This window comes from Pseudophaeobacter sp. 1A16562 (assembly GCF_041008785.1).
Classification (GTDB): domain Bacteria; phylum Pseudomonadota; class Alphaproteobacteria; order Rhodobacterales; family Rhodobacteraceae; genus Phycobacter; species Phycobacter gallaeciensis_A.
Genome location: NZ_JAXGFT010000004.1, coordinates 222,893 through 237,920, shown reverse-complemented (window position 1 = coordinate 237,920; position 15,028 = coordinate 222,893). Strand labels below are relative to the sequence as shown.

The 15,028-nt window shown below is 61.1% G+C and carries 13 protein-coding genes; 9 read left to right on the top strand and 4 right to left on the bottom strand.

Features of this window, described 5'->3' with window-relative positions; genetic code table 11:
* The first annotated feature begins 49 nt into the window (after nt 1-49).
* Nucleotides 50-1,192: a TFIIB-type zinc finger domain-containing protein gene (locus SM764_RS07550; RefSeq protein ID WP_490363071.1), complete on the top strand. Its 1,143-nt coding sequence runs from the start codon at nt 50-52 to the stop codon at nt 1,190-1,192.
* 110 nt (nt 1,193-1,302) lie between these two features.
* On the opposite strand, the gene SM764_RS07545 is transcribed toward SM764_RS07550, so the two are convergent.
* Nucleotides 1,303-1,722, bottom strand: coding sequence for an Hsp20/alpha crystallin family protein (locus SM764_RS07545; RefSeq protein ID WP_274828324.1), 420 nt, complete (start codon nt 1,720-1,722; stop codon nt 1,303-1,305).
* Nucleotides 1,723-1,858: 136 nt separating this feature from the next.
* On the opposite strand from SM764_RS07545, the gene SM764_RS07540 reads away from it, so the two are divergent.
* From SM764_RS07540 to SM764_RS07505, 8 genes are all read left to right on the top strand, one after another.
* Entirely contained in the window at nt 1,859-2,542 is a 684-nt protein-coding gene (locus SM764_RS07540) for a nitroreductase family protein (RefSeq protein ID WP_274839555.1), read from the top strand.
* A 29-nt stretch (nt 2,543-2,571) separates the two neighbouring features.
* Entirely contained in the window at nt 2,572-3,015 is a 444-nt protein-coding gene (gene dtd / locus SM764_RS07535) for a D-aminoacyl-tRNA deacylase (RefSeq protein ID WP_368947010.1), read from the top strand.
* 357 nt (nt 3,016-3,372) lie between these two features.
* Entirely contained in the window at nt 3,373-4,956 is a 1,584-nt protein-coding gene (locus SM764_RS07530; protein ID WP_369001430.1) for an ABC transporter substrate-binding protein, read from the top strand.
* A gap of 1 nt (nt 4,957) precedes the next feature.
* Nucleotides 4,958-5,914, top strand: coding sequence for an ABC transporter permease (locus tag SM764_RS07525; RefSeq protein ID WP_065270803.1), 957 nt, complete (start codon nt 4,958-4,960; stop codon nt 5,912-5,914).
* On the top strand, nt 5,911-6,726 hold the full coding sequence (locus tag SM764_RS07520; protein ID WP_065270804.1) for an ABC transporter permease: 816 nt from the start codon (nt 5,911-5,913) through the stop codon (nt 6,724-6,726). The genes SM764_RS07525 and SM764_RS07520 overlap by 4 nt, the downstream gene beginning before the upstream one ends.
* Entirely contained in the window at nt 6,723-8,360 is a 1,638-nt protein-coding gene (locus tag SM764_RS07515) for an ABC transporter ATP-binding protein (protein WP_369001429.1), read from the top strand. Before SM764_RS07520 ends, SM764_RS07515 begins: the two co-directional genes overlap by 4 nt.
* Nucleotides 8,361-8,468: 108 nt before the next feature.
* A complete protein-coding gene (locus SM764_RS07510) occupies nt 8,469-9,305 on the top strand; it encodes an alkaline phosphatase family protein (protein ID WP_065270806.1) in 837 nt (278 codons plus the stop codon).
* A 16-nt stretch (nt 9,306-9,321) separates the two neighbouring features.
* On the top strand, nt 9,322-9,891 hold the full coding sequence (locus SM764_RS07505; RefSeq protein WP_274832472.1) for a DUF4453 domain-containing protein: 570 nt from the start codon (nt 9,322-9,324) through the stop codon (nt 9,889-9,891).
* A 16-nt stretch (nt 9,892-9,907) separates the two neighbouring features.
* Here SM764_RS07505 and SM764_RS07500 read toward each other — a convergent pair whose 3' ends face one another.
* The 3 genes from SM764_RS07500 to SM764_RS07490 form a co-directional block, all read right to left on the bottom strand.
* Nucleotides 9,908-10,834, bottom strand: coding sequence for an alpha/beta hydrolase (locus tag SM764_RS07500; RefSeq protein WP_369001427.1), 927 nt, complete (start codon nt 10,832-10,834; stop codon nt 9,908-9,910).
* Nucleotides 10,835-10,962: 128 nt separating this feature from the next.
* Nucleotides 10,963-12,864, bottom strand: coding sequence for an acyl-CoA synthetase (locus SM764_RS07495; RefSeq protein ID WP_369001426.1), 1,902 nt, complete (start codon nt 12,862-12,864; stop codon nt 10,963-10,965).
* A gap of 186 nt (nt 12,865-13,050) precedes the next feature.
* Nucleotides 13,051-14,850: an ABC transporter transmembrane domain-containing protein gene (locus SM764_RS07490; RefSeq protein WP_369001425.1), complete on the bottom strand. Its 1,800-nt coding sequence runs from the start codon at nt 14,848-14,850 to the stop codon at nt 13,051-13,053.
* Nucleotides 14,851-15,028: the final 178 nt, after the last annotated feature.

Sequence of the window (15,028 nt, the reverse complement as noted above, 5' to 3'; positions counted from 1 at the left end):
ATTAAATAAACAACGACCGGAAAAAATCGTTACAATTTGAGAGAGCGCCGTGCCATCTTCCCCTCCTCCCCCTCCGCCTGCCACCGAAAACACTGATTCTGCCGCTGTGCCGGATGAAACCCATCGTTTTCCCTGCGAGCAATGTGGCGCCGATTACCGGTTCGACCCGCAATCCGGAACCCTGACCTGCAACCATTGCGGCCATACCGAGGAGATCAACGGGGGCCCCTGGCGCGGCGGCGCCCTGCGCGAGTTGGACTTTCGCGCCGCGCTGGATCGTCAGCTGCCAGAGGCCGACATGGAAACCACCCGGGTTTCCAAATGCCCCAACTGCGCGGCCGAGGTGGAATTTGATCCCACTACCCACGCCCGCGAATGCCCGTTCTGCGCAACGCCCGTGGTCACCGACACTGGCGAAAGCCGCCACATAAAGCCCAAGGGCGTCTTGCCTTTCTCCATCGACGAACGCGCGGGCCACAAAGCCATGACAGACTGGCTTGGCCGCCTGTGGTTCGCGCCAAACGGGTTGAAGGAATACGCCCGCAAGGGGCGCCGGATGGAGGGGATCTATGTCCCCTACTGGACCTATGACGCCGACACCCGCAGTTCCTACTCAGGCCAGCGCGGCACGGTCTACTACGTGACCGAAACCGTCATGGTCGATGGCAAACCGCAGGCCAAACAGGTCGCAAAGGTGCGCTGGCGCCCGGTGTCAGGTCGGGTCAAACGCTTCTTTGACGATGTTCTGGTGCTGGCGTCGAAAAGCCTGCCCAAACGCTATACCGATGCGCTGGAACCCTGGGATCTGTCGGCGCTGGAGCCGTATCAACCGCAATATCTAGCCGGGTTCCGGGCCGAAGCCTATGCGATCTCTTTGCAGGACGGTTTTGAGGAGGCCCGCGCCCATATGGACCGGGTGATCGAACGGGATGTCCGTTTTGATATCGGCGGCGACCGTCAGCGGATCTCGCATATCGACACGCAAGTCTCGGATGTCACCTTCAAGCACATCCTGCTGCCGGTCTGGCTGGCGGCCTATAAATACCGGGGCAAGACCTATCGTTTTGTCGTCAATGGACAATCCGGACGGGTTCAGGGCGAACGCCCCTACTCCGCCTGGAAAATCGCAGGCGCAGTTGCCGTCATGGCTGTCCTGATCGCCGCAGCAATCTATATCGGGAACCAGCAGTAAACCTGCGACGTTCAAGCCCCCCGGACATGCCGATGCGCACAGCCCCGATCCGGGGCTATGCGCCACTTGTCGCCGGACTGCCCGGCATTCTGCCCAAGGCCGAAAACGCCTCAGGATTTGGCGATCTTGATCTTCTTCGCGGTCTCTGGCTGTTCCAGCGCCTTCTTGGGAACGCTGATATGAAGCACACCATCCTCCATATGCGCCGCTGCCGCAGCGCCATCAGCATCTTCCGGCAGGCGGAAGGCACGGCGGAATGCACCATACTGGCGCTCGCTGAAGTACCAGGTATCGCCTTTCTTCTCGGTCGAGGTCTTCTTTTCGCCGCTGATGGTCAGAACGCCATTGTCCACCGTCAGTTCCACATCCTCATCGGTGACACCCGGTAGTTCCATGGTGATGTCATAGGCTGCATCCCCCGAAGAGGCCTCGGTCGCCGGGCTCAGCCAATCTGCAACCCGAGCACCAAATGCACGAAAGGGATCATAAAGCGACGGCCAGAAACCGCTTTGTTCGGTCTTTTCTACCATTGATCTTCCTCCTGTTTCGAACGCGGGCAGCGTATCTCAACCGGTGAGGTCTCGATTTGATCCATCTCAATTCTGGCCTTGAACCCCGTGGCACCGCTGGCCATTGTGGCGCCGCACCACAGCAGGAGAGTTGCAGATGACCACGAAGTCAGCCGATCTGACCGAACTGGACGCCCTGATGAAGGACCGTCACAGCTGCCGGGCCTTCCGCCCGGATCCGGTTGACCGGGAGGTGATCGAGCAGATCCTGCGCTGCGCCCAGAAAGTCCCGTCCTGGTGCAATGCCCAGCCGTGGAAAGTGACCATCACCAGCGGCGCCGAAACCGACCGTCTGCGCAACGCGCTGACAGAGGCTGCCATGGCGGGCGGACACGCACCGGACCTGAGTTTTCCGGACGGCTATTCAGATGAATATCAGGCGCGGCGCCGGGAATGTGGCTGGGCGCTGTACGAAGCGGTCGGAGTGACCAAGGGTGACCGCGCCGGATCTGCCCGGCAGATGATGGAGAACTTCAACCTTTTCGGCGCGCCCCATTGTGCGATCCTGTCCTCACCTGCCGAACTTGGCCCCTATGGCGCAATGGACAGTGGCGGTTTCGTTGCCGCCTTTACCCTAGCGGCGCAGGCGGCAGGGGTCGCCAGCGTCGCGCAGGCCGCGGTCGCGTCCTTTGCGCCGATGCTGCACGAGATGCTGGAGATCCCGCAGGACCGGCTAATCCTCTGCGCGATCAGCTTTGGCTATGCCGACCCGGATCATCCGGCAAACAGGTTCAGAACCACCCGGGCCCCCCTGCCCGAATTCACCGACTGGCGCGGCTAAGTCATCGACAGAAAAGGACGACAATCCCCATGCGAGCCCTCATTCAGCGCGTCAGCGAAGCCTCAGTCACCGTCGATTCCGAAGTGACCGGCGAGATCGGGGCCGGGCTGTTGGTTTTGGTCTGCGCGATGGAGGGCGACACCGAAGCCGAAGCCGATCATCTGGCGGCGAAGATTTCCAAGCTGCGCATCTTTCAGGACGACGCGGGCAAGATGAACCGCTCGGTCCGCGACATCGGCGGCGCGGTTCTGGCGGTGAGCCAATTCACCCTGGCGGCAGATACAAGACGCGGCAACCGGCCCGGGTTTTCCGATGCCGCCGATCCTGAAACCGGCGCGCGGCTTTATGCCTATTTCTGCGAGGCGCTGACCGGTCTTGGCCTGCCGGTGGCCACCGGGCGGTTCGGCGCCGACATGAAGGTGCGCCTGCTGAATGACGGCCCCGTTACGATTTGGATGGACACCGCCGGGTAAGAATTTTTCCGACCAGACCGGTCCTTTGCCCACGTGTTGTCGGGGGCGATTCTCTCTTCTGCCGCCGCGATTTGGCCATATCTGCACGCAATCCCGGCATCGCACTACGAATGCGCAAAACCGGCATACGCATGTCGTTTTTAGTGAATTTTTGCCTTCCCCCGGTTTTCATTCACAAAAATGCGGCATACCACTGGCAAAACGCGACCTGTCGCTGGCATGTGTCCCGCCGCTTTGGCCCCGGACGCCGCTGCGGAACAGGTATTAATGCTTGCTAGGCCGCCGCAAATGCGCAAATCTTGAATAGCCAATCAAGAAAAAGCTGTTTGAAGCGGCAAATTCAACTGGGAGACTTCAATGAAAGATCAACTGTATTTCCTCGCGCGTAAGGCTGCCACGGGCATGATGAGCCGCCGCGAATTCATGGGCCGCGCCGCTGCGCTGGGTCTCACCGCTGCTGCAGCCAACTCGCTGCTGTCCACCGAAGTCATGGCCGCAGGCCCCCAAAAAGGCGGCACCATCCGCGTCGGCCTGCAGGGCGGCAGCACCACCGACAGCCTGGACCCGGCGCTGGCCACCAATCAGGTTGCCCTGTCGCTGATCCGTCTTTGGGGTGAATCCCTGGTCGAGCTGGCCGACGACGGCGGCATCCAGGGCAAGGTAGCGGAAAGCTACTCCGCCTCCGCAGACGCACGTGTCTGGACCTTCAAGATCCGCCAGGGCATCACCTTCTCCAACGGCAAACCCGTGACCGCCGAAGACGTGGCGCAGACCATGGACCGTCACTCGGGCGAAGACACCAAATCCGGTGCACTGGGCATCATGCGCAGCATCACCAACATCTCGACCGAAGGTGACAGCGTCATCATTGAGCTGGACAGCCCCAACGCCGACCTTCCCTACCTGATGACCGACTACCACCTGGCCATCCAGCCCGGCGGCGGCAAGGACGATCCGGCAGCCGCGATCGGCACTGGCCCCTATATCCTGAAAGAAGTCGATATGGGCGTGCGTTTCGTTGCCGAGAAGAACCCCAACTACTGGGGTGATCTGGGCAATGCCGAAACCATCGAATACGTGGTGATCAACGACAACACCGCCCGCGTTGCCGCGCTGCAATCGGGTCAGGTCGACATGATCGACCGGGTCCCCCCGCGCACCGCGAAACTGGTTGACCGCGCGCCGAACATCAACGTGCATTCCACCAGCGGCCCCGGCCACTACGTGTTCATCATGCACTGCAACACTGCACCGTTTGACAACAACGACGTGCGGATGGCGCTGAAATACGGCATCAACCGTCAGGAAATGGTCGACAAGATCCTCAATGGCTACGGCACGGTCGGCAACGACTCCCCGATCAACTCGTCCTATCCGCTTTATACCGAGTTCGAGCAGCGCGAGTTCGATCCGGACAAGGCGATGCACCACCTGAAGAAATCGGGCTACGACGGTGAGATCCTGCTGCGCACTTCGGACAACTCCTTCCCGGGCGCACCGGATGCGGCGGCCCTGTTCCAGCAGTCCTGTGCAACCGCGGGCATCAACGTCAACGTCAAGCGTGAGCCGAACGATGGCTACTGGTCCGAGGTCTGGAACAAGCAGCCCTTCTGCACCAGCTACTGGGGCGGTCGTCCGACCCAGGACCAGATGTACACCACCGCTTATCTGTCGACAGCGGACTGGAACGACACCCGGTTCAACAACGAAAAGTTCGACCAGCTGCTTCTGGCGGCCCGCGCCGAGCTGGACACCGCCAAGCGGACTCAGATGTATGCCGACATGGGCGCCATCCAGCGCGACGAAGGCGGCCTGATCTGCCCGATGTTCAACGACTTCGTCGATGCGACCTCGGACAAGCTGGCAGGCTGGGTCGACGGCGCAAAAGGCTTTGCCCTGATGAACAGCTATGCACCGCACAAAATGTGGGTGAAGGCATAACATGCCCCTCCTGTTAAAACTTTTGGCCCAGCGCATTGCGCTGGGTCTTCTCCTGCTGTTTCTGGTTTCTGCCCTGATTTTTGCCGGGACAATGATCCTGCCCGGTGACGTTGCGCAATCGATCCTGGGACAGTCCGCCACGCCCGAGGCGCTGGCCAACCTGCGTGCCGAGCTTGGCCTGAACGAGCCCGCGCTGCAGAGATATTTTGACTGGCTCGGCGGTATCATGACCGGCGATCTGGGAACCGCCCTTACAAGCGGCAGCGACATTGCAGAAAGCATCGGCAAGCGCCTGTCGAATACGCTTTTCCTCGCTTTCTGGGCTGCCGTCATCGCGGTACCTCTGGCAATCTTCCTTGGCCTGCTGGCCGTGCGGTTCAAGGACCGTTGGCCCGACAAGCTGATCTCGGCTGTCACGCTGGCCTCGATCTCGATCCCGGAATTCCTGATCGGCTACGTCCTGATGTACCTGATCGCGGTCAAACTGCGCTGGTTCCCGTCGGTTGCGATGATCAACGACAACATGTCGCTGGGTGAAAAGCTGAGCTCCATCGCCCTGCCCGTTGCGGTTCTGACCCTCGTCGTTCTGGCGCATATGATGCGCATGACCCGGGCTGCGATCCTCAATGTGATGCAATCGGCCTATATCGAAACCGCCGAGCTGAAGGGTCTCAATGGCTTTCAGGTGATCTTCCGCCACGCCTTCCCGAACGCCATCGCGCCAATCGTCAACGTTGTGATGCTGAACCTTGCCTATCTGGTGGTTGGTGTCGTCGTGATCGAAGTCGTCTTCGTCTATCCAGGCATGGGCCAGTATCTGGTCGATCACGTGTCGAAACGGGACGTTCCTGTGGTGCAGGCCTGCGGTCTGATCTTTGCCGCCGTCTACATCGGTCTCAACATGGTTGCAGATATCGTTGCCATCCTGTCGAACCCGCGTCTGAGGCATCCGAAATGAAAAATATCCCCATTTCCGCCCTCATCGGGCTGTTCTTTACAGCGCTCTACTTCCTGATGGCCATCCTGGCGCCGCTGATTGCCCCCTATGGCATGGCCGAGGTCGTCGGTGACGTCTGGGAGCCGTCCTCGTCCGAATTCTTGCTCGGCACCGACAACATCGGCCGCGATCTGCTGACCCGCATGATCTATGGCGGGCGCACCACCATCTTCATCGCAACCATGGCCACGGTGGTTTCCTTCACCCTTGGTTCGGTTCTTGGCTTTTTTGCCGCCGTCACCGGTGGCTGGGTTGATCAGGCACTGTCGCGCTTTGTCGATCTGGTGATGTCGATCCCGACGCTGATCTTTGCCCTCGTGGTTCTGTCGGTGACACCGGTCACTGTTCCGATGCTGATCATCGTGATGGGTCTTCTGGATTCCACCCGCGTCTACCGTCTGGCCCGCGCCGTTGCGGTGGATATCGAGGTGATGGACTATGTCGAAGCCGCCCGTCTGCGCGGCGAAGGCACCGTCTGGATCATCTTCCGCGAAATCCTGCCCAACGCCCTGTCACCGCTGGTGGCCGAGATGGGCCTGCGCTTCATCTTCATGGTTCTGTTCGTCTCCACCCTGTCGTTCCTGGGTCTGGGCGTGCAACCCCCCGAAGCGGACTGGGGCGGCATCGTGAAAGAGAACAAGGACGGTATCGTCTACGGCATTCCTGCCGCACTGATCCCGGCCTTTGCCATCGCCACGCTGGCGATCTCGGTCAATCTGGTTGCCGACTGGGTGCTGAACCGAACCACCTCGCTGAAAGGAGGCCGCGGATGAGCGATCCACTGATTAAAGTCCGTGACCTGAAAATCGGGGCAACGGTCTATCCCCCCGGCGAACGTCCGCATGATATCGAAATCGTGCATGGCGTCAGCTTTGATCTGGAAAAGGGCAAGGTGCTCGGCCTCATCGGGGAATCCGGCGCCGGTAAATCCACCATCGGCCTCGCTGCCATGGCCTATGGCCGCGGTGGCGTGAAGATCACCGGTGGAGAGGTCTGGATCAACGGGCGTGATATCCTGAAATCCTCGGTCCGCGATGTGCGCCGCCTGCGTGGCGGCGAGGTAACCTACGTGTCGCAATCCGCAGCAGCCTCGTTCAACCCGGCCAAGAAGATCATGGAGCAGGTGACCGAGGCCGCGGTGGAGCAAGGCAAGTTCTCGCGAAAAGACGCCGAGGCCCGCGCTCGGACCCTGTTTGCCAAGCTCGGCCTGCCGGATCCGGACAATATCGGGGACCGCTATCCGCACCAGGTGTCGGGCGGTCAGCTGCAGCGCTGCATGACAGCGTTGGCGCTCTGCCCCGAGCCTGATCTGGTGGTCTTTGACGAACCGACAACCGCGCTCGATGTGACCACCCAGATCGACGTGTTGAAGGCGATCAAGGAAGCGATCCGCGACACCGGCGTGGCGGCGCTTTATATCACCCACGATTTGGCGGTGGTGGCGCAGGTCAGCGATGACATCATGGTGCTGCGCCATGGCGACATGGTCGAATACGGTGATGTGGATCAGATCATCAACGCACCGCAGGAAGACTACACCAAGGCGCTTGTCTCGGTTCGCTCGATCGAGCATGAGGAGAAGGCCCCGTCAGGCAATCCGGTGCTCAGCATCCGCAACATTACCGCGCGCTACAAGGGCACCAAGTTCGACGTGCTGCATCACGTCAACGCCGATCTCTACCCTGGTCAGACGCTGGCGGTGGTGGGTGAATCCGGTTCCGGCAAATCCACCCTCGCCCGCGTGATCACCGGCCTTCTGCCGCCGCGCGAAGGGGAAATCGAGTTCGCAGGCCGCGTGCTCTCGCCCGATCTGGCAAGCCGGACAAAGGATGATCTGCGCGAATTGCAGATGATCTACCAGATGGCGGATGTGGCGATGAACCCACGCCAGACCGTGGGTACTATCATCGGGCGCCCGCTGGAGTTCTACTTCGACATGAAAGGCACCGAAAAGCGCAAGCGGATCATCGAACTTCTGGATGAGATCGAACTGGGCGAAAGCTTCATCGACCGCTACCCGGCCGAGCTGTCGGGCGGTCAGAAGCAGCGTGTCTGCATCGCGCGGGCGCTGGCGGCCAAACCCAAGATGATCATCTGTGACGAGGTGACATCGGCGCTCGACCCGCTGGTGGCGGACGGCATTTTGAAGCTGCTGCTGAACCTGCAGAAGATCGAGAACGTCGCCTATCTGTTCATCACCCACGATCTGGCGACGGTGCGGGCGATCTCGGACAATATCGCCGTGATGTATCAGGGCCGCGTGCAGCGCTATGGCAGCAAGACCGAGGTGCTGTCTCCGCCGTTCGACGATTACACCGATCTGCTGCTCGGCTCGGTGCCGGAAATGCGGCTGGGCTGGCTCGAAGAAGTCATCGCGAACCGCAAGATGGAAAGCGCCGGGAACTGATCCGGCGCCTCGGTCACAAAACACCACAGGCCCGCGCAGCTGCGTGGGCCTGTGCCGATAAGGGCGGTCTCACCCGCCGGGCAAATGCCAAGACAAGGATTGCCAATCATGGACAACAAACTCCTCCTCATCATTCTGGACGGTGTGCCGTGGCGCAATTTTCGCCGCCTGTTCGGAAATCTAGAAGGCTGGGTCGATAGCGGCGATGCCCGCGTCTGGAAACACCGCGCCGTGCTGCCGTCGATTTCCGCCAGCTGCTATGCCTCGATCCACACCGGCGTGGCCCCGGCGGAACATGGCTGCACCGGCAACGGCAACGTTTTCCGCCTGTCGCACAAGGACGTCTTCAGCCAGGTCCGCAGCGGAGGTGGCACGACCGGAGCCGTGGCGCATAGCTTCTGGTCCGAGTTCTTCAACCGGCACCCTTTCGATTTCGTGCGCGACATTGAATACGATGAACCCGAAAGCGAGACCATCAACCACGGTCGTTTTCACAGCATGACCGGTTACGGTCTCATCAATCAGATGACGCCCTCGGATGTGGATCTCTTCGGCACGCTCACCAACCTCGCCCACCGGTTCGATCTGAACTATGGCATGCTGCACACCTGCACGCTGGACAGCATGGGGCACCGGTTCTTCCACGACTGCCAGGAGATGGACCATGCCTGCGCGGTCATGGACGAGATGCTGGCGCCCTTCATTCCGCGCTGGCGCAAGATGGGTTACGAAGTGATCGTCACAGCCGACCATGGGCAGGACGAACGCGGCCACCACGGTGGACGCAGCCCGCTGCAACAGGAAACTGCGCTCTATTACTTCGGCGATGCAGAAGGGCCCCATGCGGACACTGTCATCGACCAGCTGCAACTGGCGCCGACGATCCTGAACCGGTTGGGTGCGCCCATCGCCGATACGATGAAGGCCAAACCTTTTCTGAGCTGACGCAAAGGGAGCCCCCATGCTGAAACCCGCAGTTGCCTGCCTTGCCCTATTCGCCGCTCCGGCAGCCGCGGGCGATTTCTGCCATGATCTGTGGTACACGCGGAACGCCATCATGGACCGGGCCGGGTATTGCTTTGGTTCCGCTCTGGGTCAGGCGGTGTTCGGCACGGGGCCCTGCATCGGCAAATCGGTCAGCCTGACGCCGCAGGATCAGCAACGGGTCGCGCAGATCCAGGGAATGGAGCGCGACCTGTCCTGCCGGGTGAATACCAAACAGCACCATCTGGATCTGGATGATTTGCATATCCGCAGGCAGCTGTCGGATCTGCCGATCCCGGACGAGATACAGGGCGCGTGCCTCGGCTGGATGGGCCCCGCGACCGCGCTGCATGCCGGGCATAGCGAAGCCAGCCCCGTGATCGGGCAGATCCTTCCCGATGATACCGTATCCTATAGCCACTGGCCCGATGCGGGCTGGACCTACGTGACCACATCTGCGGGACATGGTGACTGGCGCGTCAAAAGCGGCGGCTGGCTGAACTATGAAAAGGCCGGAGAGGTCCCCTGCCGGGATTTCGCGGGCTGATCACCCGCCCCCAGCCCTAATCGTAAGGCCAGATTTCCTGGCCCAGCGCCTCAATGGCGAGCGAGATACGTTCGAAACTGTCGCGGGCGCGGCCAACTGAATGGCGCGCGCGCAGATAACCGTGCACCAGCCCTTCTTCGTTGATCCAATGGGCCTTGCCCCCGGCCGCGAGGATGCGGTCCCGGTAATCGCGGCTGTCATCGCGCACAGGGTCGCAATCGGCGCTGATCAGAATGGTCGCGGGCAGTCCGGAAAAGTCGCCGTCCTGCAGCGGCGCATAGGTGGGATCGCCTTGGGGCACCTTGCCATCCTTGCAGCGTACCCCCTGATAAAACAGGATTTCATCCCTAGTCAGCATCGGTGCCTTGGCATGCTCGAGGTAGGATCCCGCATTCACATCGCCGCCAAAGGCCCCATAGATCAGCACCTGCCCCAGAATGCGATCCGTCCGCCCCCGGGCATAATGGGCGACCGCCGCACAGAGGTTGGCGCCAGCGCTGTCGCCAGAGAGGACAATACCGCCCTCATATTCTGACAGGATCCATTCAAAGGCCGCCCAGGCGTCATCGAACATCGCCGGGTGCATATGCTCGGGCGCCAGACGATAGTCGACTGCAACCACGCGATATCCAGTCTGGGCGCAGATCTCGGCGCAGACGTCATCATGGCTTTCCAGCCCGCCAACGACAAAGCCGCCACCATGACAATACATCACCGTGCGTGTCGGGTCCCCGGCGGTATAGATCCGCACCGGCACCCCATTGACCTTCTGGTCCTCGGTCTCGACCACATCAGGGCGGGGCGCCAGAAAACTGCGGGCCATGGCGTTGTAGATCTCGCGTTGCTCCGCAACCGAACGCTCTGCCGTATCCGCCGGATAACAGTCGTTGGTGCGGCGAATGAACGCCCAGGTTTCCGCGTCGATCAGTTGTTCGTAGTCCATGATCTGGAAGCCTCCCTTTTGCCTGCTGAGGCAAACCCTAGGCCACGCCATAGCAGGAAGGGAATGCCCAAAACGACACAAAGCGCCCTTTCAGGCGCTTTGTGCAGAATTCTGATATCAGACCAGAGTCAGCCCTGATCCTGCGGCAGATGCTCCCACGGGCGGGTAAAGCCCCCCAGAACCTGACCGATTTCGCCATCGCTGGCGCCGTTGGCCTCGACCTGCGCGACAAGGCCGCGCTTCTTGTCGTCGATCACTGCTTCAACGCGGGTCGGCAGCCCCGCCTTCAGCAGCGCTTCGTTGTAGATCCGGGTGATGGCATTCTTACGCAGGTCCGGTTTGAAAACCTTGCCAACGGCCGTCTTCGGCAGCTCGTCCAGCACCGTCAGATGTTTCGGGATCGCCGCGCGTTCGTGGATGTGCACCTTGCAGTAATCCATCAGCTCTTCAGCCGTGGCGCTGGCACCATCGACCAGTTCCACAAAGGCGCAAGGCACCTCACCAGCGTGAATATCGGGCTGTCCGATCGCCCCGGCAAAGGCGACGGCCTCATGCCCGAGAAGCGCCTCTTCGATCTCGGCGGGATCGATATTGTGACCGCCTCGGATGATCAGGTCCTTGGCCCGCCCGGTGATCCAGACATAACCATCGGCATCGACACGCCCCAGATCGCCGGTGCGCAGGTATTTATCGTGGAAATAGAGATCAGCGTTCTTTTCCGCCTCGGTATAGGTATTGCCCGCATAGACACCGGGGTTGGACACGCAGATCTCCCCGACCTCGTCAGTGCCGCATTCCACCAGCCCGCCGGCAGTGGATTTGATGATCTTCACATCGGTATAGGGGAACGGAATCCCGATCGAGCCGATCTTCTTTTCTCCATCCACCGGGTTACAGGACACCAGGCAGGTGGCCTCGGTCAAACCATAGCCTTCGACGATATTGACGCCGGTGGCCTTCTCAAACCGGCGGAACAGTTCGACCGGCAGCGGCGCCGAGCCGGAAAAGGCCGTTTTCACCGTCGACACATCCGCATCAACCGGGCGCTGCATTTTGGCCGAGATCGCGGTCGGCACGGTGATGATAAAGGAAATCTTCCAGCGTTCGATCAGCTTCCAGAAATTGTCGAACACCCCATCGCCGCGATAGCCCTGCGGCGTCGGGAAAACCACATGCGCGCCCGAGGCCACTGCTGCCATCACGATCACATGGCAGGCAAAGACGTGGAACAGGGGCAGCGGACACATGATGTTGTCCTCTTCGGTAAAGAGCAGGCTATGCCCGATCCAGCCGTTGTAGATCATCCCCGAATAGGTGTGCTGCGCCACCTTGGGCATGCCGGTTGTACCACCAGTGTGGAAATAGCAGGCGACGCGATCCTCGGTGCTGTCGGCAAACTGCAGCGTGGTGGGCTGACGGCGCACTTCTTTGGTAAAGCTCTTGTAATCGGCGTGGGCCAGCTGCGCCTTATTCTCCAGCTTTGGCCGCACCAGGGGCACGATCCAGGATTTCGGCGGCGTCAGATAGCGGTTCAGGTCCACCTCAAGGATGGTGTTCACATGCGGCGCATGGCGCACCGCCTCGGCCACCTTCTGGGCCACGTCGGTCTTCGGGAAGGGTTTCAGCGTCACCACGACCTTGGCGTTGGTTTCCCGCAGGATCGAAGCAATCTGCTCCGGCTCCAAGAGCGGGTTGATCGGGTTCACGATCCCCGCAACGGCCCCCGCCAACATGGTCACCAGCGTTTCGGTGCAGTTCGGCAGGATATAGGCGACAACGTCCTTCTCCCCGACGCCCAGCTCGCGGAACAGATTGGCCGCCTGGGTGACCTGATCCTTGAGCTGGCCCCAGTTCAGGGTTTCCGCCTTGTCGTTCGGGCCGGAAAACAATTGATAGCTGATTGCATTATTGGTCGGGAACTTGCCTGCCGTGCGGTCCAGCAACCCGTACAGAGTGGTCGGCAGGTCCCGCGCCTCCCACGGCATCTCGTTCTCAACTGCCTTGCAATCTTCCACTGTGGCAAACGCCATTGCTTTCCTCCCCTGCCCCCTGTCCCGGGGGATTATCTCCTACGATCAAGATGGTTGTAAAACCCGCGCTGTGCAAGCGCAGCGCAAGGGTCACGTCAAGGCAGGGGCGCATTTAACGCTGCGACAAATCATTAGCTTACGAAGGGGAAACCGGCCCGTGGGGCGGAATGTGTCCGTGCAGGAAGGTTACTCTGCGGCAAGCCCGTCAGTGAACTGGAGGCGCGCCAGACGCGCGTAAAGCCCGCCTTCGGCAACCAGCGCATCATGGGTGCCGGTGGCCACGATGCGGCCCTCCTCCATCACCACGATCCGGTCGGCCTTTTTCACCGTCGCAAGCCGGTGCGCTACGATCAGCGTGGTGCGGCCTTGGCTCAGCTCATCCACGGCAGCCTGCACCAGACGCTCGCTTTCGGCATCCAGCGCCGAGGTTGCCTCGTCCAGCAGCAGAACAGGCGCATCACGCAGGATGGCCCGGGCGATGGCGATCCGCTGTTTCTGACCACCAGACAGCATCACACCGCGCTCGCCCACATAGCTGTCATAGCCTTCGGGGAGGGCCGAAATGAAATCATGCGCAGCAGCGGCGCGGGCGGCGGCTTCGACCTCTGCATCAGTGGCGTCAGGGCGACCAAAGCGGATGTTTTCCCGCGCGGACGCGGCAAAAATAATCGGATCCTGTGGCACCATGGCGATATGTTTGCGGAAGGCATCCCGGCGCAGATCACTGAGCGCAACACCATCCAGGCGCACCGCACCGGCGTTCGGGTCATAAAACCGCTGGATCAGCTGAATGATCGTCGTCTTGCCTGCGCCCGACGGGCCGACAAAGGCCACCGTTTCACCGGGTTCGATGGAGAGAGAAACATCGTCCAGCGCCAGCACATCGGGGCGCGCGGGATAGCGGAACATCACGTTTTCAAAACTGATTTCGCCGCGCACCGGCTCAACCAGCGCCTTGGGCGCGCTGGGATCGTTGACGGCATCCTCGGCATTCAGCAACTCGACCAGCCGTTCGGTGGCACCGGCCGCCCGTTGCAATTCGCTCCAGATTTCCGACAGGGCGGCGACGGAGCCCGCCACCAGAACCGAGTAGATGACGAATTGGATCAGGGTGCCTTCGGTCATGACACCGGCGCGCACGTCGATGGCGCCCATCCACAGCACCCCGACGATGCCGGAAAACACCAGGAAGATCACGATGACCGTCAGAAACGCCCGCGTGCGGATCCGCTTGCGCGAAACGTCATAGGAGGTTTCGGTCATCTGCGCGAATTGCAGGCGGCTTGCGTCCTCATGAGTAAAGGCCTGCACGGTCTGCACCGCACCCAGCGCCTCTCCGGCATTGCCAGAGGAGGCCGCGATCCAGTCTTGGTTTTCGCGGCTGATAGCCCGCAAGCGCCGTCCCAGCACCAGAATCGGCACAATAACGGCGGGGACGATCAGCAGCACCAGACCAGTCAGCTTGGCCGAGGTTAGCAACATCAGGAACAGCCCGCCGCCAAACAACAGCATATTGCGCAGGGCAATGGAGACAGAAGAGCCGAGAACCGACTGGATCAGCGTGGTGTCGGTGGTGATCCGGCTCAGCACCTCGCCGGTCATAATCCGCTCGTAGAACACGGGGCTCATCCCGATGACCCGGTCGAACACCGCCTTGCGGATATCAGCCACTACCCGTTCACCCAGCCGCGTCACCAGCGCATAGCGCAGGCCGGTGCCCACAGCCAAAAGGGCCGCCATCGCCAAGGCGGCCATGAAATACTGGTTCAGCAGCGCATTGTCGGAAATACGGAAGTTGTCCACCACCCGGCGCACCGCCAGCGGCAGGCTCAGCGACACGCCAGCGGTCAGGACCAGTGCGCAGGTGGCAACGAACATCAGCACCTTGTAGGGGCGCATAAAGGGCCACAGCGCCGCCAGCACTCCGATTTTGCGCGAACTTTGCCGCTCTTCTTTCGCGTTCGGGGCTGCCGTCTTGCGCGCCATTGCTGATCCTTATGACAATTTCCTGGCAAAGCCATGAGCCTTGCGGTCCAGTGTGGTTCATGGCCCTCAAGGCCCCGCAGGTCAAGCGTTCCGCCCAAGGGCATCTGGACGCACACCGAAACAAAGGCCGCAAACAGGCCCTGAAGCTGCAACCAAACAACGGAAGACCGTCCCGGTT

Bases quoted from the DNA above. Each gene is read 5' to 3' on its own strand.
- SM764_RS07520 (WP_065270804.1), top strand. From the start codon at position 5,911: ATGAAAAATATCCCCATTTCCGCCCTCATCGGGCTGTTCTTTACAGCG.
- SM764_RS07525 (WP_065270803.1), top strand. From the start codon at position 4,958: ATGCCCCTCCTGTTAAAACTTTTGGCCCAGCGCATTGCGCTGGGTCTT.
- SM764_RS07495 (WP_369001426.1), bottom strand. From the start codon at position 12,864: ATGGCGTTTGCCACAGTGGAAGATTGCAAGGCAGTTGAGAACGAGATG.
- SM764_RS07500 (WP_369001427.1), bottom strand. From the start codon at position 10,834: ATGGACTACGAACAACTGATCGACGCGGAAACCTGGGCGTTCATTCGC.
- SM764_RS07505 (WP_274832472.1), top strand. From the start codon at position 9,322: ATGCTGAAACCCGCAGTTGCCTGCCTTGCCCTATTCGCCGCTCCGGCA.
- SM764_RS07545 (WP_274828324.1), bottom strand. From the start codon at position 1,722: ATGGTAGAAAAGACCGAACAAAGCGGTTTCTGGCCGTCGCTTTATGAT.
- SM764_RS07515 (WP_369001429.1), top strand. From the start codon at position 6,723: ATGAGCGATCCACTGATTAAAGTCCGTGACCTGAAAATCGGGGCAACG.
- dtd (WP_368947010.1), top strand. From the start codon at position 2,572: ATGCGAGCCCTCATTCAGCGCGTCAGCGAAGCCTCAGTCACCGTCGAT.
- SM764_RS07530 (WP_369001430.1), top strand. From the start codon at position 3,373: ATGAAAGATCAACTGTATTTCCTCGCGCGTAAGGCTGCCACGGGCATG.
- SM764_RS07510 (WP_065270806.1), top strand. From the start codon at position 8,469: ATGGACAACAAACTCCTCCTCATCATTCTGGACGGTGTGCCGTGGCGC.
- SM764_RS07540 (WP_274839555.1), top strand. From the start codon at position 1,859: ATGACCACGAAGTCAGCCGATCTGACCGAACTGGACGCCCTGATGAAG.
- SM764_RS07490 (WP_369001425.1), bottom strand. From the start codon at position 14,850: ATGGCGCGCAAGACGGCAGCCCCGAACGCGAAAGAAGAGCGGCAAAGT.